This is a genomic window from [Erwinia] mediterraneensis (assembly GCF_900604315.1).
Lineage (GTDB): Bacteria > Pseudomonadota > Gammaproteobacteria > Enterobacterales > Enterobacteriaceae > Pantoea > Pantoea mediterraneensis_A.
In genome coordinates this window covers 2,188,612-2,208,500 of the sequence record NZ_LR026978.1, presented here as the reverse complement: position 1 = coordinate 2,208,500, position 19,889 = coordinate 2,188,612, and the positions used below count along the sequence as shown (strand labels likewise).

Genomic DNA, 19,889 nt, shown 5'->3' with positions numbered 1-19,889 from the left:
GACAGCCGCGTCCGGATAACTTATGCGCGACGACGGTCCAGAATTTCGAAACAGTAACTGTGCGAATTCTGCGCATCGGCATCATGGAACTCGCTGAAGGTGGATTGCCATTCATCGGGTTCATAATCGGGGAACTGCGTATCTCCTTCCACTTCCGCATCTATATGGGTGAGATAAAGACGATCGGCCCGCGGCAGCATCTGCTCATAAATACGGCCACCGCCAATCACCATGATCTCTTCCACTTCACCCGCCGCCTTAACAGCTTCATCCAGTGAGCTGACCCAGGTGACGCCTTCCACCGTACCCGGCTTGCTGCTGACCACAATATTCAGGCGACCCGGCAACGGACGACCAATAGATTCAAAGGTCAGACGCCCCATAATAACCGGCTTATTCAGGGTGTTACGCTTAAACCACGCCAAATCAGCAGGCAGGTTCCATGGCATGGCGTTTTCCATACCAATGATACGATCCGCTGCCAATGCCGCGATCAAACTTATCATCATAAAAGACTCACAGGGGAAAAATTGGCGCCATCATACGTAAAGGTGAAACTTTCGTCGATAGGGATAAAGCGGTATTTAAGTAAAGCATTGTTGCAGCCGTTTTCGGGCTGTTGCGCAGAGTATTACACCAGAACCAGGCCAGCCGGATGGCCTATATCGCCAGATTCTGCCGTCTCGCTGGCATAAGAGATTCTTCACTGTTGCCAGGCTGAAAAAAAACGGCTCGCAAAGAGCCGTTTTTTGCCACATCAGAAATCGTAGCGCAGGCGCACAACGTTCATGTCGCCCTGATTGTCTGTGCTGGATGTAAAGACATGTTCGTAATCGACGCGGAAGCCGTAATCGAGGAACAAGGTCACGCCAAGGCCGTTATCGATACGCTGATACTGACGTCCGTTAACATATTCCAGGCGGTCGCCCATGAAGTAGGGTTGAATCGCCTTCACCGCGTACTGCTGGATCGGGAACTTATAACCGGCATAGTATTCCACGCCCCAGGCATCACCCGCGAAGTAGTCATTAACGTCATGATTTTTGGTCAGCAGGAAGTTCTGATACCAGCCGCCGCCTGCCGAGAAGGTCCAGTTGCCTGGTTTCCAGCTGAGCGCGGTACCGAGCAGATTCTGGTTATAATCTTTGCTTTCACCATTGCCCGGATTACGCATGGTCGCACGGGTATAGTTCCACGCCGCGCCCAGGGTCAGATCAGAGGTGATGTGATAATCCACACCCAGCGAGCCGCCGCCCTTACGCTTATAGCGCAGGCCATCACCCGGCAGGTAGTTGTTGTCGTCAAACAGGTAAGAGGCGTAGACATCGGCATCGCCAAAGCTGTTTTTATATTTCAGCATTTGACGTGAACGGTAAGATCCATCGTAATCACCGTTGATACCGTTGCCCGGTGCCTGACCCAGCATGTCGTAATCCCAGATATCAGTTTTGGCACCGACCACATCATAATAAACGCTGTTCTGCTGACCAAAAGTCAGCTGGCCCCAGGTGGCGCTTTTCAGGCCGGTATAGAGCTGACGACGGGTGGTATTATGCGCGTTTTCCGCATAATGGTGATCCCAGTCGAACAGTTTCGGGATGTTAACACCCAGTTCGTAGTAGTTAATCCAGCTGACATCATCAAACAGCGCGTAGTCAGTGCTGAAACGGAAGCGCGTGCCGCCGTCAAAGCCGTCACGTTTGTAAGAGCTGTCTTTCCCACCGGTCTGATGGTTAACCTGCGGACGAATACTGCCGCCGACCTGGAAAGTTAAACGGCTGAGCGGATCGCCCGCTTGCGGATCGGCCTTTAACAGGGTGACTTCTGCCTGGCTGGCAAATGACGCTGTCATCAGCGCCGCGCCGCAGCAGAGTGAAAGCACGCGCAAAGAGGTGTTCATATTATTATCCTGAATAAGAAAAACCTGAAAATCAGGCACGGAATCTTACACCCTGTCTTGTTTTAACGGGAAGCGCTGGCTTTATAGAATTGTGCTATTTTTTAAATAATCATGAAAAAAACAGGAACTTTTTTGAATTAAGGTAAATCAGCTGTAACAAAAACAGTAGATCGGATAAATAAGCAGCAAAAAAAACGGCCCCCGCAGGGGCCGTTCTTACAGCAGACAGGTTACGCTTTGATCTGCGCGTGCATTTCCTGTACGGAAATCACTTGCTCTGTAGGATCCGCGTTCAGCGCCATGGTGGTGGCAAAGCCCCCGTTCAGCGTGGTGTCATAATGCACTTTATACTGCAGCGCACTGCGGCGAATCAGACGTGAGTCCTCAATCGCCTGACGGCCCGCGGTGGTATTGACGATGTAGGCATATTCACCGTTCTTCAGGCGATCCTGGATATGCGGACGCCCCTCATGAACTTTGTTCACCAGACGAGGATTAATTCCCGCTTCGCCCAGCACGACCGCCGTACCATGTGTCGCATCCAGCTCAAAGCCAAATTTCTGCAGCTTGGCCGCCAGGTCAACAATACGTTTCTTGTCGCCATCGCGTACCGAAAGCAGCGCGCGGCCGCTTTTCTTCATGTTGCTTTGCGCGCCAAGCATCGCTTTGGCAAAGGCTTCAGCGAAGGTGCGGCCGACGCCCATGACTTCACCGGTAGAACGCATTTCTGGCCCGAGGATCGGGTCAACACCCTGGAACTTGTTGAACGGCAGCACCACCTCTTTCACTGAGTAGTAAGGCGGAATCACCTCTTCCGTCACACCCTGTTCGGCGAGGGTTTTGCCAGCCATCACGCGGGCGGCCACTTTAGCCAGCGGAACGCCGGTGGCTTTAGAAACGAACGGTACGGTACGCGCCGCACGTGGGTTTACCTCAATCAGATAGACTTCGTTATCTTTCACCGCAAACTGCACGTTCATCAGGCCGCGAACGCCGAGTTCAAAGGCGAGCTGCTTCACCTGGTGACGCATCACGTCCTGAATCTCTTTATTCAGCGTATAGGCAGGCAGTGAACAGGCGGAGTCACCGGAGTGAACGCCAGCCTGCTCGATATGCTCCATGATGCCGCCAATCAGCACATTCTCGCCGTCACAGATGGCATCCACATCCACTTCTATAGCATCGTCCAGGAAGCGATCCAGCAGTACCGGTGCATCGTTGGAAACAGAGACAGCGGTCTGGAAGTAGCGTTTCAGGTCGATTTCGTCATAAACGATTTCCATGGCGCGACCGCCCAGTACATAGGAAGGACGCACCACCAGCGGATAACCAATGGCAGCCGCTTTTTCTACCGCCTGCTCCAGCGTGGTAACGGTGGCGTTCTCCGGCTGTTTCAGGTTCAGGCGCTCAACCGCCTGCTGGAAACGCTCACGGTCTTCGGCACGGTCGATAGCATCCGGGCTGGTGCCAATCACCGGCACGCCTGCGGCTTCCAGCGCACGCGCCAGTTTCAGCGGCGTCTGGCCGCCATATTGCACAATCACCCCTTTCGGCTGCTCGATGCGCACAATTTCCAGCACATCTTCCAGCGTAACAGGTTCGAAATAGAGGCGGTCGGAGGTGTCGTAGTCGGTTGATACCGTCTCCGGGTTACAGTTCACCATAATGGTTTCGTAACCATCTTCACGCAGCGCCAGCGCGGCGTGGACGCAGCAGTAATCGAACTCGATACCCTGGCCGATACGGTTCGGACCACCGCCCAGCACCATGATTTTGTCGCGATCCTGGTGCGGATTGGATTCACACTCCTCTTCATAAGTGGAGTACATGTAGGCGGTATCGGTTGAGAACTCAGCGGCACAGGTATCGACGCGTTTGTAGACCGGATGCAGGTTGTACTGATGGCGCAGCTTACGAATTTCGCTTTCTGCCACGCCTGCGAGGGTTGCCAGACGCGCATCGGCAAAGCCTTTACGCTTCAGCTGACGCAGGAACTCCGCGGTCAGGCTCTGAACTCCTTCCTGAGCCACTTTCTCTTCCAGACGCACCAGCTCTTCAATCTGCACCAGGAACCAGCGGTCAATGTTGGTCAGGTTAAACACGCCGTCCACTGACATTCCGGCACGAAACGCGTCCGCGATGTACCAGATACGTTCTGCGCCAGCATCTTTCAGCTCACGACGGATACGGGTCAGGGATTCGGCGTCGTCAAGATTCACTTTCGGGTCGAAGCCGGTGGCACCTACTTCCAGACCACGCAGCGCTTTCTGCATCGATTCCTGCAGCGTGCGACCAATCGCCATCACCTCACCCACCGATTTCATCTGCGTGGTCAGACGGTCATTGGCACCAGCAAATTTCTCGAAGTTAAAGCGCGGGATTTTAGTGACGACATAGTCGATAGAAGGCTCAAAGGATGCAGGCGTACGACCACCGGTAATGTCGTTCATCAGCTCATCGAGGGTATAACCCACCGCCAGCTTGGCCGCCACTTTGGCGATCGGGAAGCCGGTCGCTTTGGAGGCCAGCGCCGAAGAGCGGGAGACGCGCGGGTTCATTTCGATAATGATCAGGCGGCCATTTTTCGGGTTAACGGCAAACTGCACGTTAGAACCGCCGGTTTCTACGCCGATTTCACGCAGTACCGCCATCGAGGCGTTACGCATGATTTGATACTCTTTATCGGTCAGAGTCTGTGCCGGGGCCACGGTGATGGAGTCGCCGGTGTGAATCCCCATGGCGTCAAAGTTTTCGATGGAGCAGACGATGATGCAGTTGTCGTTTTTGTCACGCACCACTTCCATCTCATACTCTTTCCAGCCAATCAGCGACTCATCAATCAGCAGTTCACTGGTAGGGGAAAGATCGAGACCACGTTCACAAATCTCTTCAAACTCTTCGCGGTTATAGGCGATGCCGCCGCCGGAACCACCCATGGTAAAGGAAGGACGAATAATGCAGGGGAAGCCCACATCTTCAGCGACTTTCAGCGCCTCTTCCATGTTGTGAGCGATACCGGAACGGGCAGTCTCCAGCCCGATGCTTTTCATCGCTTTGTCGAAGCGCTGACGGTCTTCCGCTTTATCGATAGCATCTGCCGTGGCGCCAATCATGGTCACGCCAAACTCTTCCAGCACGCCCTGACGCTCCAGCTCCAGCGCGCAGTTCAGCGCAGTCTGGCCGCCCATGGTAGGCAGTACCGCATCCGGACGTTCTTTCTCAATAATTTTACGTACCACTTCCCAGTGAATCGGCTCGATGTAAGTGGCATCGGCCATTTCCGGGTCGGTCATGATGGTGGCCGGGTTGGAGTTCACCAGGATAACGCGGTAACCCTCTTCACGCAGCGCTTTACACGCCTGCGCGCCTGAATAGTCAAACTCACAGGCCTGGCCGATAACAATCGGACCGGCGCCAAGGATCAGGATGGATTTTATATCTGTACGTTTTGGCATCTTGAAGCTCCTGATTACTTAGCTTTTGAACGGTAAATATCGATCAGTTCGATAAAGTGGTCGAACAGCGGCGCCGCATCATGGGGACCCGGGCTCGCTTCCGGATGGCCCTGGAAGCTGAAAGCGGGTTTATCCGTACGGTGAATGCCCTGTACCGTCTGGTCAAACAGAGAGGTATGGGTGATGCGCAGACAGGCGGGCAGGTTCGTCTCATCCACTGCGAAGCCGTGGTTCTGCGCGGTAATCATCACCTTGTCATTATCGATATCTTTCACCGGGTGGTTACCACCGTGATGGCCCAGTTTCATCTTCACAGTTTGCGCTCCGCTCGCCAGCGCTAACAGCTGGTGGCCGAGACAGATACCAAAGACGGGGATTTCTGTTTCCAGGAAAGCTTTAATCGCGTTAATGGCGTAGTCGCATGGCTCCGGGTCGCCGGGTCCGTTGGAGAGGAAAATCCCGTCCGGATTCATTTTCAGCACCTCTTCCGCCGGGGTTTGCGCCGGCACCACCGTCAGGCGGCAGCCGCGATCCACCAGCATGCGCAGGATATTGCGCTTCACGCCGTAATCGTAGGCCACCACATGGTAAGGCAGCGCATCGGCGTTCTTCTGTTCCGGCAGGTTGGTTTGCAGCGACCAGCTACCCTGCACCCAGATATAAGGCTCGGTGATGGTCACTTCTTTCGCCAGATCCATCCCTTTCAGGCCGGGGAACGCCCGGGCTTTTTGCAGCGCCAGTGCAGCATCCGGATTATCGCCCGCAATGATACAGCCGTTTTGCGCCCCTTTTTCCCGCAGCAGACGCGTCAGTTTGCGCGTATCGATATCAGCAATACCCACAATATTGTTGCGTTGCAGATAGGCGGATAATCCCTCTTCGCTACGGAAGTTGCTGGCAATCAGCGGCAGGTCGCGAATAACCAGAGCCTGAGCGTGAATGCGGGGGGATTCTTCATCAGTGGCGTTAGCGCCGACATTGCCGATATGGGGATAAGTGAGGGTAACGATTTGGCGGGAATAGGAAGGATCAGTGAGGATTTCTTGATAACCGGTCATTGACGTATTGAAAACGACCTCCCCCACTGCCGATCCCGTTGCCCCGATGGCCCGACCGTGGAATTGGGTTCCGTCTTCCAGAACCAAGAGCGCTGACTTAATCAAAACATCCTCCAGGGGAATAAACAGTCATAATATTTGCATATTAATTCATAATGCCCGGTTGAATCAATGCAAAAACCGCCTGACTGGTCGATTTTTGGCAAATTGCGCGCATTCTAATGATCACCCTGGGCCTTGTCTACCCTGAAGGGTAATATTTTTGTTTTTTTTAACGCTCTGAGGGTGATTAACAGAATTAAGCAGCAAAAAAGCAGGATAACTGTGAGAAATAATCGATTGCGTAACTAAAATAATACGGCACCTGACGGCAGGAGGCAACAATCATGATCAGATGGTCAAATTTTGTTTCGCGAAGAGCCGGGAAACAAGAAAAATACCAACAAATAGCCGTTCCGATAAAAAAAACAGTCAAAACCCTGATTTTCACTAAAAATAAAGGGCGATAAAATTATCGCCCTTGCCAATCATTAACTTAATGATTGCAATAACCACATCACGATGGTTAACAACACTCACAACATCGATAAATCCAGCACATCACGCATATCATAAAGGCCGGATTCCTTGTCTTTTAACCAGAACGCCGCTTTAACCGCGCCATTAGCAAAAGTCATGCGGCTGGAGGCCTTATGGCTTATCTCTACGCGCTCGCCCACGTCAGCAAACATCGCCGTATGCTCACCCACAATATCTCCGGCACGAACCGTAGCAAAACCGATGGTCTGCGCTTTACGCTCGCCGGTATGGCCTTCCCGTGCATAGACCGCGTGCTCATCCAGCTTCCAGTTCATTGCATCGGCGATCGCTTCCCCCATGGCCAGCGCCGTGCCGGAAGGCGCATCGACTTTATGCCGGTGATGGGCTTCAACAATCTCAATATCCGCATACTCACCCATCACTTTGGCCGCTTTCTCCAGCAGCTTGAGCACCAGATTCACGCCTACGCTGAAATTTGCGGCAAACACGATGCCAATCTCTTCTGCTGCGGCACGGATAGCCGCTTTGCCCGCCTCATCAAAACCGGTAGTACCAATGACCATCGCTTTTTTATGAGCGCGGCACAGCGCCAGATACTCCAGCGTGCCTTCGGGACGGGTAAAGTCGATCAGTACATCAAAGTCATCAATCACGGCACGCAGATCGTCGCTGACCCGCACACCGGTTTTACCTGAACCGGCCAGCTCGCCAGCATCGCTGCCAACCAGCGATGAGCCCGGGCGTGCCAGGGCAGCACCCAGTACCACGCCTTCCGCCTGCTGTGTGGCCTGAATTAAGTTGCGTCCCATGCGACCCGGCGCACCAACAATAGCAATGCGGATTTCTTTCATAATTATTCATTCCTGCGGCAAAATCATGCATGAAAAGCGCAAACAGGTTAACCATCAGCCACCTGCCTCGCCACCATTAAAAAGCGATAATAAGAATTTTATGCCAGCCCCGTTCGATTATCAGTAAAACAAATTTCATTTGGTAATGATTAAAAACGAGACAATAAAAAAGGCCGAATGAATCGACCTTTCAGAGCGCGCTGGCATTGTTAAGCTGCGATTATTGAACGTTTCTGACCTCAACACGCAGCTCTTTGGGAACTTCAAACACGATGTTCTCTTCACGGCCAATCAGCTCAATGGCCGCTTCGCCGCCCAGCTCACGCAGCCGTTGCACCACCTGCTGCACCAGGATATCGGGAGCCGATGCGCCCGCAGTAACACCGATACAGCTGACATTCTTCACCCACTCTTCCTGGATATCATCCGCAGAATCGATAAGTTTTGCCAGTTTACCGGCACGCTGCGCCAGCTCTGCCAGGCGGTTTGAATTAGAAGAATTTTTGGAGCCAACCACCAGAACGACATCGGCGTCCTGCGCCAGGGTACGTACCGCTTCCTGGCGGTTAGTCGTGGCGTAACAGATGTCATCTTTGCGCGGTCCGACAATATTCGGGAAGCGCTGACGCAGCGCATCGATCACGTCAGAAGTGTCATCAACGGACAATGTGGTTTGCGTCATAAAGCAGAGGTTATTCTCATCCTTCACCTGCAGCTTGAAGACATCCTCCGGCGACTCGACCAGATACATGCCCCCCGCCGGGTTATTGTACTGACCCATAGTGCCTTCCACTTCCGGGTGACCCGCATGGCCGATGAGAATCGCTTCGGTGCCCTTCCGGCTGGCACGCGCCACTTCCATATGGACTTTCGTCACCAGCGGACAGGTCGCATCAAACAGCATGGTCAGGTTGCGCGCTTTGGCTTCCGCCCGCACCGCCTGTGACACACCATGGGCGGAGAAGATCAGAATCGCACCATCAGGCACTTCGCTGATCTCTTCAATGAAAATCGCCCCACGCTCGCGCAGGCTGTTGACCACATAACGGTTATGCACCACTTCGTGACGCACGTAGATCGGTGCGCCATACATCTCCAGCGCCCGCTCCACAATACTGATTGCCCGATCGACGCCAGCACAGAAGCCGCGCGGATTAGCCAGCAGGATTTGCATCGTTCGCCTCCAGCACCGGATCGATCTCCAGTACTTCCAGATCAAATTGAATGCGATGTCCGGCAAGTGGATGGTTGAAATCCACCGTGATCGAATCGCCCGAAATTTCACGGATGACGCCAGGCATTTCACTGCCGCCCATGCCGGTAAACAGCATGATAGTACCGACTTCCGGTTCGCCCGCCTCGATGAAATCGCGACGGGAGAAGTACTGGATCAGATCCGGGCTGACAGCGCCAAAGGCATCTTCCGGCGCCAGGGTAAAGCTGTGCTTGTCGCCCGCTTTCAGCCCCAGCAGCTCTTTTTCCAGCCCCGCCGAGAGACTTCCGTCGCCCAGACGAAACAGCGCGGGTTTGCCGGATGCGGACGTCGATTCTGCCGTCGAACCATCTTCCAGCTTCAACGTAAAGTGCACCAGCACCGCGCTGTGGCTCTGCACAGATTCCGTCATTTCTTACCCTTTCTGTTTAGCCTGTTTGCCGGAGGGGTTGAGAAACCCCTCCAGCACCACCAGCGCAGCACCAATACAGATGCCGCAGTCGGCGATATTAAAGGTAGCGAAGTGCCAGCCACCGATATAGAAGTCGATAAAATCGACCACAAATCCGTGATAAGCACGATCAAACAGGTTGCCCAGCGCCCCACCGACAATCAGGGCGTAAGCAATGTTATTTAATTTCTGGCTGGCGTGGCTGCGATACATCATCACCAGCAGCGCCACCACAATGGCGATGGCGATACCGGCAAAGAACCAGCGCTGCCAGCCACCTTTGTCCGCCAGGAAGCTGAACGCTGCGCCATAGTTATGCGCATAGAACAGATTCAGAAATGGCATCAGCGGCTGCGTCTCATGCAGCATCATGTGGTTCATCACCCACAGCTTGCTGGCAAAGTCGATGGCAATCACCACCAGCACCAGCCACAGCCAGCGCAATCCGGTTGAGAAAATAGGTTTACTCATCAGGCGAACTTACGCTTTTCGCCGTCACCGGCGACGTTGCTGTAACAACGACCACAGATCGCGGCATGTTCCGGGTTCTGACCCACGTCGGTGGCGTAATGCCAGCAGCGCGGACATTTCTCGCCTTCCGCTTTATGCAGTGCGATTTTCAGTCCCTTCAGCAGCTCGCTCTGCTGCGCATCGGTGCTCGCTGCGGCATAGTCCGCCACCTGCGCGCCCGAGGTGAGCAGCACAAAACGCAGCTCGTCACCCAGCGCCTGCAGTTTGCTTGCCAGATCCGCTTCCGCATAGAGCGTGACGCTGGCTTCCAGCGCGCCGCCAATGCGTTTATCGGTACGCGCCTGCTCGATCACCTTGTTCACTTCACCGCGTACTTTCAGCAGCTCAGCCCAGTAAGCGTCGTTCAGGGTTTCATTATCCGCCAGACCAAACAAACCGTCATACCACTCTTCGGTGAAGACGTACTGCGCACGCTTGCCAGGCAGATAGCCCCAGATTTCGTCGGCAGTAAAGGACATCACCGGCGCCATCCAGCGCACCAGCGCCTCGGCAATGTGCCACAGCGCGGTCTGACAGCTGCGACGCGCCAGGCTATCTGGCTTCGCGGTGTACTGACGATCCTTGATGATATCGAGATAGAAAGAGCCCATCTCTACCGAACAGAACTGCATCAGGCGCTGAATCACCTCATGGAAATCGTAGCTGGCATAGGAGGCCACGATATCCGCCTGTGCCGCCTGAGCACGTCCTACCGCCCAGCGATCCAGCACCACCATCTCTTCCGGTTTCACCTGATCCGTTTCCGGATTAAAGCCGCTCAGGTTGGCCAGCAGGAAACGCGCGGTGTTACGGATACGACGATAGGCATCCGCTGAACGCTTGAGGATTTCGTCAGAAACCGCCATTTCACCGGAGTAATCGGTGGAAGCCACCCACAGACGCAGAATATCCGCGCCCAGCTTATCCATCACATCCTGTGGCGCGACCGTGTTACCGATCGATTTCGACATTTTGCGGCCCTGACCATCCACGGTAAAGCCATGGGTCAGCACCTGACGATAAGGCGCTTTGCCCTTCATCGCCGTAGAGATCATCAGCGAAGACATAAACCAGCCGCGATGCTGATCCGAGCCTTCCAGATACATGTCTGCCGCGTTACCGTTGAACTCCGGACGGGCATCCACAACCGCATAGCTGGTGGAGCCGGAGTCAAACCAGACGTCCAGCGTATCGGGCACTTTCACGTAGTTTTCCGCATCGTCGCCCATCAACTCGCGCGCATCGAGATCCCACCAGGCCTGAATGCCATCCTGCTCCACACGCTGCGCCACTTTCTCCATCAGCGCCAGGGTCTCGGGATGCAGCTCTTCGGTCTCTTTATGCACGAACAGCGCCATCGGCACACCCCAGGTGCGCTGACGGGAGATACACCAGTCGGGACGGTTAGCCACCATCGCTTCGATACGCGCCTGGCCCCAGTCCGGGATCCACTGCACACCTTTGATCTCTTTCAGCGACTGCGCACGCAACCCTTTCTGATCCATGCTGACAAACCACTGCGGCGTGGCACGGAAGATGATCGGCGTTTTGTGACGCCAGCAGTGCGGATAGCTGTGCTGCAGTTTTTCCATATGCAGCAGCGCGCCTTTCTCACGCAGCAGCTCCACCACCAGATTATTCGCTTTAAAGACGTTGACGCCATCCAGCGTCGGGTAAGTGCCCGGCAGATAGCAGCCATCCGGACCAACCGGGTTGGCGGTTTCCAGTCCATATTTCTGACCCAGCACATAGTCATCCGGACCGTGACCCGGTGCGGTATGCACTGCACCCGTACCGGCTTCCAGCGTGACGTGGTCGCCCAACAAAGCTGGCACGTCAAACGCGAGGAACGGATGCTGGAAGCGCAGCATCTCCAGCGCCGCCCCCTGTACAGTACCCAGTACAGTCCAGCTGTCGATGCTGGCGCGTTTCATGACGCTCTCAACCAGATCTTTCGCCAGGATCAGCGCCCGGTCTTCAATCTGCACCAGCTGGTAGTCAAACTCAGCATGCAGCGCGATGGCACGGTTAGCAGGCAGCGTCCAGGGGGTGGTGGTCCAGATCACCAGCGCGATCGGCCCTGCAGGCTGGCTCACGCCAAATTTCGCGGCGACAGCGGCACCATCGGTGGCGTTGAACATCACGTCGATGGAAGGCGAAGTTTTGTCGTAATACTCCACTTCCGCTTCGGCAAGGGCGGAACGACAGTCAAGGCACCAGTGAACCGGCTTAGCCCCTTTATGCAGATGGCCGTTGCCGATGATTTTGCCCAGCGCGCGAATGATGTTGGCTTCAGTCTGGAAATTCATCGTCAGGTAGGGACGTTCCCAGTCGCCCAGCACGCCCAGACGGATAAAGTCTTTCTTCTGACCTTCCACCTGCTCAGCGGCATACTGACGGCAAGCCGCACGGAACTCCGCCGCGCTCACCTTCTCACCCGGCTTACCGATCATCTGCTCGACTTTGTGTTCAATCGGCAGACCATGACAGTCCCAGCCCGGTACGTACGGGGAATCATATCCCGCCATACCTTTGGACTTGACGATAATGTCTTTCAGAATCTTGTTAACTGAGTGACCAATATGAATGCTGCCGTTCGCATAAGGAGGGCCATCATGCAGGATAAAGGTTTTTTTCCCTTTTTTGGCTTCGCGGATGATGCCGTACAGGTTGTCATCGTACCAGCGTTGCAGCATACCCGGTTCGCGTTTGGCCAGATCGCCACGCATCGGGAACCCCGTTTCCGGCAAATTCAGGGTAGATTTATAGTCACTCATCAGATTCTCGGTTCCGTATGTTGGTTGTTACACCCATGTAGCTCGCTAAAAAATTGTCGGGCTGTCACCACATCGTGCGCTATTTGCTCTTTCAGCGCTTCCAGCGAAGCAAAACGCTGCTCGTTACGTATTTTGTGTCGCAGCACCACCTCAATATGGCGGCCATAAAGATTCATATTGGTATCAAGCAGATGAACTTCAAGCTGCTGACGCAGACCTTTTACTGTCGGGCGCGTGCCGATATTGGCGACGCCCGGCAGCGACTGCGCGCTCAAACCGCGCACTTCCACTGCATAAACGCCTTTGACCGGCGACACGGTGCGGCGCAAAGGAACATTCGCAGTGGGAAAGCCGATCGTACGACCCAGGGCATCGCCATGGACCACACGGCCTGAAATACTGAAAGGATGTCCTAACAGAGATTGCGCCAGCGCCAGATCGTCTGCGGCCAGCGCCTGACGTACGGCGGTACTGCTGATACGCTTGCCGCCGTCACAAAACGACTGGGTGCTGACGACATCAAATTGATACTCAACGCCCGCTTTCTGTAATAACAGGAAATCACCCTGACGACCAGCGCCAAAGCGGAAGTCATCGCCGACGGCGAGAAATTTGACGTCCAGTTTCTCAACCAGTAGCTCGGCGATAAAGCGCTGCGCCGGAATCGCGGCAAAACGACGGTCAAAACGCACGCAGAGCACGCGATCGACGCCCGCTTGCGCCAGGTAGTTTAACTTTTCCCGCAGGCGCGTCAGACGCGCAGGCGCCTTATCAGCGGCGAACAGCTCCAGCGGCTGCGGTTCAAACAGCATGACGGTGACTGGCAGGTTGCGTTTCCGCCCCTCTGCGCACAGTTCGGCCAGCAGTGCCTGATGACCGCGATGCACACCATCAAAGTTACCAATGGTCAGGACGCAGCCGCGATGCTGCCCGTTGAGATTATGAATACCGCGGATAAACTTCATGGCTGACTCAAACCGGTGGAAATCGGCGGATTATACCCTTGAACCGGCTTCAGGTTAACCCGTGACAGACGCCTTTCATGCGTTCTTTGCGCCTTTTCTCCCGTAGCGCTGTGACATGGCCCGGCGTGACAGAATTTTGTTGGGGAAAAGCTGTATTCAAACCGGTGAAGCTGGTAGAATCTTGCGCCATCAATTACGTAACCGGGCGTTGTTTGTAAAACGGCGCTTATTTGCACAAATCCATTGACAAAAGAAGGCACAAAAGGCATAGTCCTCGGCCTTTGATTTGTCCTTATAGAACACATTTGGGAGTTGGACCTTGGCTAATATCAAATCAGCTAAGAAACGCGCCGTAACATCTGAGAAACGTCGCAAGCATAACGCAAGCCGCCGTTCAATGATGCGTACTTTCATCAAGAAAGTATACGCGGCGATTGCAGCTGGCGACAAAGAAGCTGCACAGAATGCATTTAACGAAATGCAACCGATCGTGGATCGCCAGGCTGCTAAAGGCCTGATCCACAAAAACAAAGCGGCACGTCATAAAGCTAACCTGACTGCTCAGATCAACAAACTGGCTTAATCGCCCTTTGTTTATCGCTTTGGAAAGAACCGGCTCAGTGCCGGTTTTTTTTCGCCCTGATTTTGCCCGCCTTACACCTGCCCGGCAAAGAGGGCTCGGAAATCTTTATTGCAGATGCGCTGCACGGCCGGATGCTGAATCATCCGCTCGGCAAAGATAACGTGATACTCCTCCATTATCGTGTCGAGACGGCCAATTTCACTGATCTCATCATCCTGATATATCTCTTTGCCATACAGCGTGGGTGCCACAAACACGGCGTTATGCTGCGCGCCAAAGGCTTTCATTAAGGCGGCATCGTCAAACTCGCCCAGGATTTCCAGTTGTAAGTTCTGGCTATGGAGCCAGTTCAGCAGTTTTCGTCCCAGCATAGAACGCCGCCCGGGGATCAATAGCCGGCGCTCCTCCAGACAGGCGGGAAAGGGGTTTTTCGGCAGCGGCGGGTTGCACCAGAAACTCACAGCACACTCACCCAGCTTCACCGAGAAAAGCCCCTCCTGCTGCGACGAATCCACCGGACAGTCTGACAGGATCATGTCCAGCTTATGCTGGCTAAGCTGCTCCAGCAGCATTTCGTGTGTCGACTCAAAGCAGCGCAGATGGATTTTCTCCTCATCAACCACCGCAGCCTCCAGCACCTTGCTGGCCAGCCGTTTCGACAATGCATCGGCGACGCCCACATCAAACAGCAGATGTGAATCCTTGCGGTAATTGACGATATCCAGCATCTCCTGACTGAGCATAAACATGCGGTCGGCGTAGCGGAATACCAGCTGGCCCAGCTCCGTAGGCACCAGGCCGCGCCCCTGGCGGCGAAACAGCTTGCCCTGCAGACGATCCTCCAGCGCTTTAATCTGCCCGGTAATGGTTTGCGGCGCGAGAAACAGCATCTCCGCCGCGCCAACCACGGAACCTTCACGGCAGACGTGCCAGAAGTAATACAGGTGGTTGTAGTTAATATGTGACACGCTCTGTTCCTTCCTGGTCGTGGCGACGAGCCAGGCGCCACCACAGCAATCCATACCCCACCACGGCGGCGAGCAGAGAACCGATCAGAATGCCGAGTTTGGCCAGGGTAACCAACCCGGCATCCGCATCCCCGTAAGCCAGCGAAGCGATAAAGATTGACATGGTAAAACCGATGCCGCAAAGCACGCCAACTGCGGCAATATCTATCATGCGCGTCTTCTCAGGCAGCGTCGCCAGGCCGGTTTTCACCGCCAGCCAGCAAAAGAGCGTAATGCCAAGCGGCTTACCGATACAGAGGCCGAGGATAATGCCCAACGGCAGTAGCGAAAAGAGACTGTCCACAGAGACGCCTTCCAGCACCACTCCCGCGTTAGCAAAGGCGAACAGCGGCAGAATGGCCCAGCGCACCCACGGATGCAGCGCATGCTCCAGATGAATCGCAGGCGAGTGCCCTTTCTTTTTCGTCAGCGGGATCAGGAAGCCAATCACCACGCCTGCCAGCGTGGCGTGCACGCCCGATTTCAGTACCGCCGTCCACAGCACCAGGCCGACCAGTAAATAGAGTCCGGTGTTACGCACATTCAGCCAGTTCATCAACGCCAGCACCGCCACGGCCGCTGCGGCCATGCCCAGCGAGCTCATCGACAGCTCATGGGTGTAGAACAGCGCGATCACCACAATGGCGCCCAGGTCGTCGATAATCGCCAGCGCCATCAGGAAAATTTTCAGCGCGGGCGGGACGCGGCTGCCCAGCAGCGCCAGTACGCCCAGCGCAAAGGCGATATCGGTGGCGGTGGGGATAGCCCAGCCGTTGCGGGCAGTAATATCACTGCCATTAAGCAACAGAAAGAGTAATGCCGGCATTACCATGCCGCCCAGCGCCGCAATTAACGGGAACAGCGCCTGTTCACGCCGCGCCAGCGCCCCCATCATCAGTTCACGCTTAATCTCAAGGCCTACCATCAGGAAGAAGATCGCCATCAGCGCATCGTTAATCCAGAGCAGCAGGTTTTTACTGATCTCCAGAGCACCGAGGCGGAACTCTACCGGCGTCGCCAGCAACATCTGGTAGGACTGTTGTGTGGCGCTATAGTTAGCAAGAAAGATCGCCGCCGCGGCAGCAATGATCAATACGATGCCGCTGGAGGCATCGCTGTGCAGAAGTTTTTTTAGTTTGATATTCACGCCTGGATTCCCTTATCCCGTACCATCAGCAGAATCCCCAGCTTAGCGGGAATGATAGCTCGTAAAAAGCAGTTTATATTATAGTCATCATTCGTAAATAACGAGTAATGATAGCGTGACGTGCAGTATGCAGGTATAAAAAAAGCCAGCTCACCGGAGCTGGCTTTGTGGAAACACAGAGACTTAGCGGGTCAAATCATCAAAGAATTTTTTCACGCCGTCGAAGAAGCTTTTTGAGCGCGGGCTGTTATGTTCGCCCGTCGGACCGCCAAAACTCTCCTCCAGTTCACGCAGCAGCGCTTTCTGTTTCTCATTGAGGCTGACCGGAGTCTCTACCACCACGCGACAGAGCAGGTCGCCCACCGCGCCGCCACGTACCGACTTCACGCCTTTGCCACGCATACGGAACAGTTTGCCGGTCTGGGTCTCTGAAGGCACTTTCAGCTTTACGCGACCATCCAGCGTGGGGACTTCAATCTCGCCGCCCAGGGCTGCCATCGCGAAGTTAATCGGCACTTCGCAATAGAGGTTGTTATCTTCACGTTCAAAGATCGGGTGTTTTTTCACGGACACCTGAACGTAAAGATCGCCCGCCGGCGCGCCATGCTCACCCGCTTCACCTTCACCGCTCAGACGGATACGGTCACCGGTGTCCACGCCCGCCGGAATTTTAACCGACAGGGTTTTCGATTTCTCTACGCGGCCATGTCCATGACAGGCGTTGCAGGGATCTTTGATGATCGAGCCGCGACCGTGACAGGTCGGACACGCCTGCTGCACGGTGAAAAAGCCCTGACGCATCTGCACCTGACCAGCACCATGACAGGTCGGACAGCTCTGCGGCTGGGTGCCTTTTTTCGCCCCGCTGCCATGGCAAACGTCACACTCTTCCAGCGTCGGAATGCGGATCTCTTTGGTCACGCCGCGAACCGCCTCTTCCAGCGTCAACTCCATGTTGTAGCGTAAATCGGCGCCACGGGAAGCGCGCTGACGACGGCCTCCACCAAAGATATCGCCAAATACGTCGCCAAAGATATCGCTGAAGTCTGCACCGCCGCCGCCAAAGCCGCCGCCACCGAAACCGCCGCCCTGTTCAAAAGCGGCATGACCATACTGGTCATAGGCTGCGCGTTTCTGCGCATCGGTCAGAATCTCGTAAGCTTCTTTGACTTCTTTAAATTTTGCTTCGGCTTCCTGGTCACCCGGATTGCGGTCAGGGTGAAATTTCATCGCCAGGCGTTTATAGGCCTTTTTGATTTCACGCTCGTCTGCGGATTTAGAGACGCCTAAGATCTCGTAATAATCACTCTTTGCCATTTCTTGCCCTTAACATGATCGCACGGGCGTGGAGAAACTCCGCCGCCCGTGCTGGTTATCAACGGTTGTCAGGCCAACCGTCGCGCCCGGTCAGGGGCAATTATTTTTTGTTGTCTTTGACTTCTTCAAATTCAGCATCGACGACATCGTCATCTTTCTTCGCAGAAGCATCACCGGCATCGGCACTGCCTGCCTGCGCCTGCTGCTGAGCCATTTCCATCAGCTTGCTGGAAACCTGCATCAACGCCTGCATTTTCGCTTCGATCTCCGCTTTATCTTCGCCTTTCAGCGCGGTATTGAGATCGTTCAGCGCCGCTTCGATCGGTGCTTTATCGTCAGCAGAGAGTTTGTCACCCGCTTCGTCGAGCTGTTTACGGGTGCTGTGCGCAATCTGGTCACCCTGGTTACGCGTCTGCACCAGCTCTTCGAACTTACGGTCCGCTTCCGCATTCGCTTCCGCGTCACGCACCATTTTTTCAATCTCGTCTTCGTTCAGACCAGAAGAGGCTTTAATGGTGATTTTCTGCTCTTTGCCGCTGTTTTTGTCTTTCGCCGACACATGCAGGATACCATCCGCATCGATGTCGAAAGTCACTTCAATCTGCGGCATGCCGCGTGGTGCCGGCTGGATACCGTCGAGGTTAAACTGGCCCAGTGACTTGTTGTCAGCGGCACGTTTACGCTCACCCTGCAGCACATGGATGGTCACTGCAGACTGGTTATCTTCTGCCGTCGAGAACACCTGGCTGTGCTTGGTCGGGATAGTGGTGTTTTTGCCGATCAGCGATGTCATTACGCCACCCATGGTTTCAATACCCAGCGACAGCGGGGTAACGTCCAGCAGCAGTACGTCTTTCACGTCACCGGCGAGTACACCGCCCTGCACCGCAGCACCTACGGCGACCGCCTCATCCGGGTTCACGTCTTTACGCGGCTCTTTGCCGAAGAACTCGGCCACTTTCGCCTGCACCATCGGCATACGGGTCTGACCGCCCACCAGGATGACGTCATTGATGTCGGAAACAGAGAGCCCGGCATCCTGCAGGGCGACTTTCAGCGGCTCAATAGAGCGCGCCACCAGATCTTCAACCAGCGACTCGAGTTTCGCACGGGTCACTTTGATGTTCAGGTGTTTCGGACCGGTTGCATCCGCCGTGATGTATGGCAGGTTAACGTCGGTCTGCTGCGCAGAAGAGAGTTCGATTTTCGCTTTTTCTGCCGCTTCTTTCAGACGCTGCATCGCCAGCGGATCGTTGTGCAGATCGATGCCCTGGTCTTTTTTGAACTCGGCTACCAGATAGTTGATCAGGCGGCTGTCGAAGTCTTCGCCACCCAGGTGGGTATCACCGTTGGTCGCCAGAACTTCGAAGGTTTTTTCACCGTCAACTTCGTCAATTTCGATAATAGAGATATCGAAAGTACCGCCGCCCAGGTCGTAAACCGCGATAGTACGGTTACCCTGGCCTTTATCCAGACCATATGCCAGTGCAGCAGCGGTCGGTTCGTTGATGATACGTTTGACTTCCAGACCGGCAATACGGCCGGCATCTTTGGTCGCCTGACGCTGAGCATCGTTAAAATAAGCCGGTACGGTAATGACCGCTTCGGTCACGGGCTCGCCCAGGAAGTCTTCCGCCGTTTTCTTCATTTTTTTCAGCACTTCCGCAGAAATCTGCGGCGGTGCCATTTTCTGGCCTTTCACATCCAGCCAGGCGTCGCCATTGTCAGCATTGACGATTTTGTACGGCATGATTTTGATGTCACGCTGCACTTCTTCGTCCTGGAAGCGACGACCAATCAGGCGTTTAATAGCAAACAGCGTATTCTGCGGGTTGGTTACGGCCTGACGTTTAGCCGGCTGTCCGACCAGAGTTTCGCCATCCTGCGTGTAAGCAATAATTGAAGGCGTGGTGCGATCGCCCTCGGCATTCTCCAGCACACGTGCTTTAGTGCCATCCATGATCGCAACACAAGAGTTGGTTGTACCCAGGTCAATACCAATAATCTTACCCATCTAAACGTCTCCCACTTAAAATCTGTGTCAAATTGGGTTGTGAACCTGTTATGCGGGCGCTTTGTTGGCTTTCAACCGCCGCCGCACGCTTTTTTCGTGGC

General features: G+C 54.7%; 15 protein-coding genes. 1 reads left to right on the top strand and 14 read right to left on the bottom strand.

Annotated elements, in window-relative coordinates; genetic code table 11:
• Positions 1-20: 20 nt before the first annotated feature.
• From folA to ribF, 10 genes are all read right to left on the bottom strand, one after another.
• Positions 21-509, bottom strand: a complete 489-nt coding sequence (folA, locus tag E0E17_RS10230; RefSeq protein WP_207302052.1) for a type 3 dihydrofolate reductase — start codon at positions 507-509, stop codon at positions 21-23.
• Between the two features lie 248 nt (positions 510-757).
• Positions 758-1,900, bottom strand: a complete 1,143-nt coding sequence (locus E0E17_RS10225) for a porin (protein WP_130833969.1) — start codon at positions 1,898-1,900, stop codon at positions 758-760.
• A 230-nt stretch (positions 1,901-2,130) separates the two neighbouring features.
• The gene (carB, locus tag E0E17_RS10220; protein WP_130833968.1) at positions 2,131-5,355 is read right to left on the bottom strand and encodes a carbamoyl-phosphate synthase large subunit; all 3,225 of its coding nucleotides are present in this window, start codon (positions 5,353-5,355) and stop codon (positions 2,131-2,133) included.
• Between the two features lie 14 nt (positions 5,356-5,369).
• Positions 5,370-6,518, bottom strand: a complete 1,149-nt coding sequence (gene carA / locus E0E17_RS10215) for a glutamine-hydrolyzing carbamoyl-phosphate synthase small subunit (protein WP_130833967.1) — start codon at positions 6,516-6,518, stop codon at positions 5,370-5,372.
• 470 nt (positions 6,519-6,988) lie between these two features.
• Complete coding sequence (gene dapB / locus E0E17_RS10210) at positions 6,989-7,804, bottom strand: 4-hydroxy-tetrahydrodipicolinate reductase (protein WP_130833966.1); 816 nt, start codon at positions 7,802-7,804, stop codon at positions 6,989-6,991.
• 220 nt (positions 7,805-8,024) lie between these two features.
• On the bottom strand, positions 8,025-8,978 hold the full coding sequence (gene ispH, locus E0E17_RS10205) for a 4-hydroxy-3-methylbut-2-enyl diphosphate reductase (RefSeq protein WP_130833965.1): 954 nt from the start codon (positions 8,976-8,978) through the stop codon (positions 8,025-8,027).
• Positions 8,959-9,429, bottom strand: coding sequence for an FKBP-type peptidyl-prolyl cis-trans isomerase (gene fkpB / locus E0E17_RS10200; RefSeq protein ID WP_130833964.1), 471 nt, complete (start codon positions 9,427-9,429; stop codon positions 8,959-8,961). The genes ispH and fkpB overlap by 20 nt, the downstream gene beginning before the upstream one ends.
• Before the next feature lie 3 nt (positions 9,430-9,432).
• Positions 9,433-9,939, bottom strand: coding sequence for a signal peptidase II (gene lspA / locus E0E17_RS10195; protein ID WP_130833963.1), 507 nt, complete (start codon positions 9,937-9,939; stop codon positions 9,433-9,435).
• Positions 9,939-12,755, bottom strand: a complete 2,817-nt coding sequence (ileS, locus tag E0E17_RS10190) for an isoleucine--tRNA ligase (protein WP_130833962.1) — start codon at positions 12,753-12,755, stop codon at positions 9,939-9,941. Before ileS ends, lspA begins: the two co-directional genes overlap by 1 nt.
• Positions 12,755-13,720: a bifunctional riboflavin kinase/FAD synthetase gene (gene ribF, locus E0E17_RS10185; RefSeq protein WP_130833961.1), complete on the bottom strand. Its 966-nt coding sequence runs from the start codon at positions 13,718-13,720 to the stop codon at positions 12,755-12,757. Before ribF ends, ileS begins: the two co-directional genes overlap by 1 nt.
• Positions 13,721-14,039: 319 nt before the next feature.
• Between ribF and rpsT the strand changes: the two genes are divergently transcribed.
• Positions 14,040-14,303, top strand: coding sequence for a 30S ribosomal protein S20 (rpsT, locus tag E0E17_RS10180; RefSeq protein WP_130833960.1), 264 nt, complete (start codon positions 14,040-14,042; stop codon positions 14,301-14,303).
• Positions 14,304-14,374: 71 nt separating this feature from the next.
• On the opposite strand, the gene nhaR is transcribed toward rpsT, so the two are convergent.
• From nhaR to dnaK, 4 genes are all read right to left on the bottom strand, one after another.
• A complete protein-coding gene (nhaR, locus tag E0E17_RS10175) occupies positions 14,375-15,271 on the bottom strand; it encodes a transcriptional activator NhaR (protein WP_130833959.1) in 897 nt (298 codons plus the stop codon).
• A complete protein-coding gene (gene nhaA / locus E0E17_RS10170; RefSeq protein ID WP_130833958.1) occupies positions 15,258-16,457 on the bottom strand; it encodes a Na+/H+ antiporter NhaA in 1,200 nt (399 codons plus the stop codon). The genes nhaR and nhaA overlap by 14 nt, the downstream gene beginning before the upstream one ends.
• A 183-nt stretch (positions 16,458-16,640) precedes the next feature.
• Positions 16,641-17,774 (bottom strand): molecular chaperone DnaJ, encoded by a 1,134-nt coding sequence (dnaJ, locus tag E0E17_RS10165; protein ID WP_130833957.1) that lies wholly within the window; start codon positions 17,772-17,774, stop codon positions 16,641-16,643.
• A gap of 100 nt (positions 17,775-17,874) precedes the next feature.
• A complete protein-coding gene (dnaK, locus tag E0E17_RS10160; RefSeq protein WP_130833956.1) occupies positions 17,875-19,788 on the bottom strand; it encodes a molecular chaperone DnaK in 1,914 nt (637 codons plus the stop codon).
• Positions 19,789-19,889 lie beyond the last annotated feature (101 nt).

What these genes read in the sequence shown, in the direction of transcription:
- folA (WP_207302052.1), bottom strand. Translation starts at nt 509, where the DNA reads ATGATGATAAGTTTGATCGCGGCATTGGCAGCGGATCGTATCATTGGT.
- E0E17_RS10225 (WP_130833969.1), bottom strand. Translation starts at nt 1,900, where the DNA reads ATGAACACCTCTTTGCGCGTGCTTTCACTCTGCTGCGGCGCGGCGCTG.
- dnaK (WP_130833956.1), bottom strand. Translation starts at nt 19,788, where the DNA reads ATGGGTAAGATTATTGGTATTGACCTGGGTACAACCAACTCTTGTGTT.
- dnaJ (WP_130833957.1), bottom strand. Translation starts at nt 17,774, where the DNA reads ATGGCAAAGAGTGATTATTACGAGATCTTAGGCGTCTCTAAATCCGCA.
- ribF (WP_130833961.1), bottom strand. Translation starts at nt 13,720, where the DNA reads ATGAAGTTTATCCGCGGTATTCATAATCTCAACGGGCAGCATCGCGGC.
- lspA (WP_130833963.1), bottom strand. Translation starts at nt 9,939, where the DNA reads ATGAGTAAACCTATTTTCTCAACCGGATTGCGCTGGCTGTGGCTGGTG.
- ispH (WP_130833965.1), bottom strand. Translation starts at nt 8,978, where the DNA reads ATGCAAATCCTGCTGGCTAATCCGCGCGGCTTCTGTGCTGGCGTCGAT.
- carB (WP_130833968.1), bottom strand. Translation starts at nt 5,355, where the DNA reads ATGCCAAAACGTACAGATATAAAATCCATCCTGATCCTTGGCGCCGGT.
- dapB (WP_130833966.1), bottom strand. Translation starts at nt 7,804, where the DNA reads ATGAAAGAAATCCGCATTGCTATTGTTGGTGCGCCGGGTCGCATGGGA.
- fkpB (WP_130833964.1), bottom strand. Translation starts at nt 9,429, where the DNA reads ATGACGGAATCTGTGCAGAGCCACAGCGCGGTGCTGGTGCACTTTACG.
- ileS (WP_130833962.1), bottom strand. Translation starts at nt 12,755, where the DNA reads ATGAGTGACTATAAATCTACCCTGAATTTGCCGGAAACGGGGTTCCCG.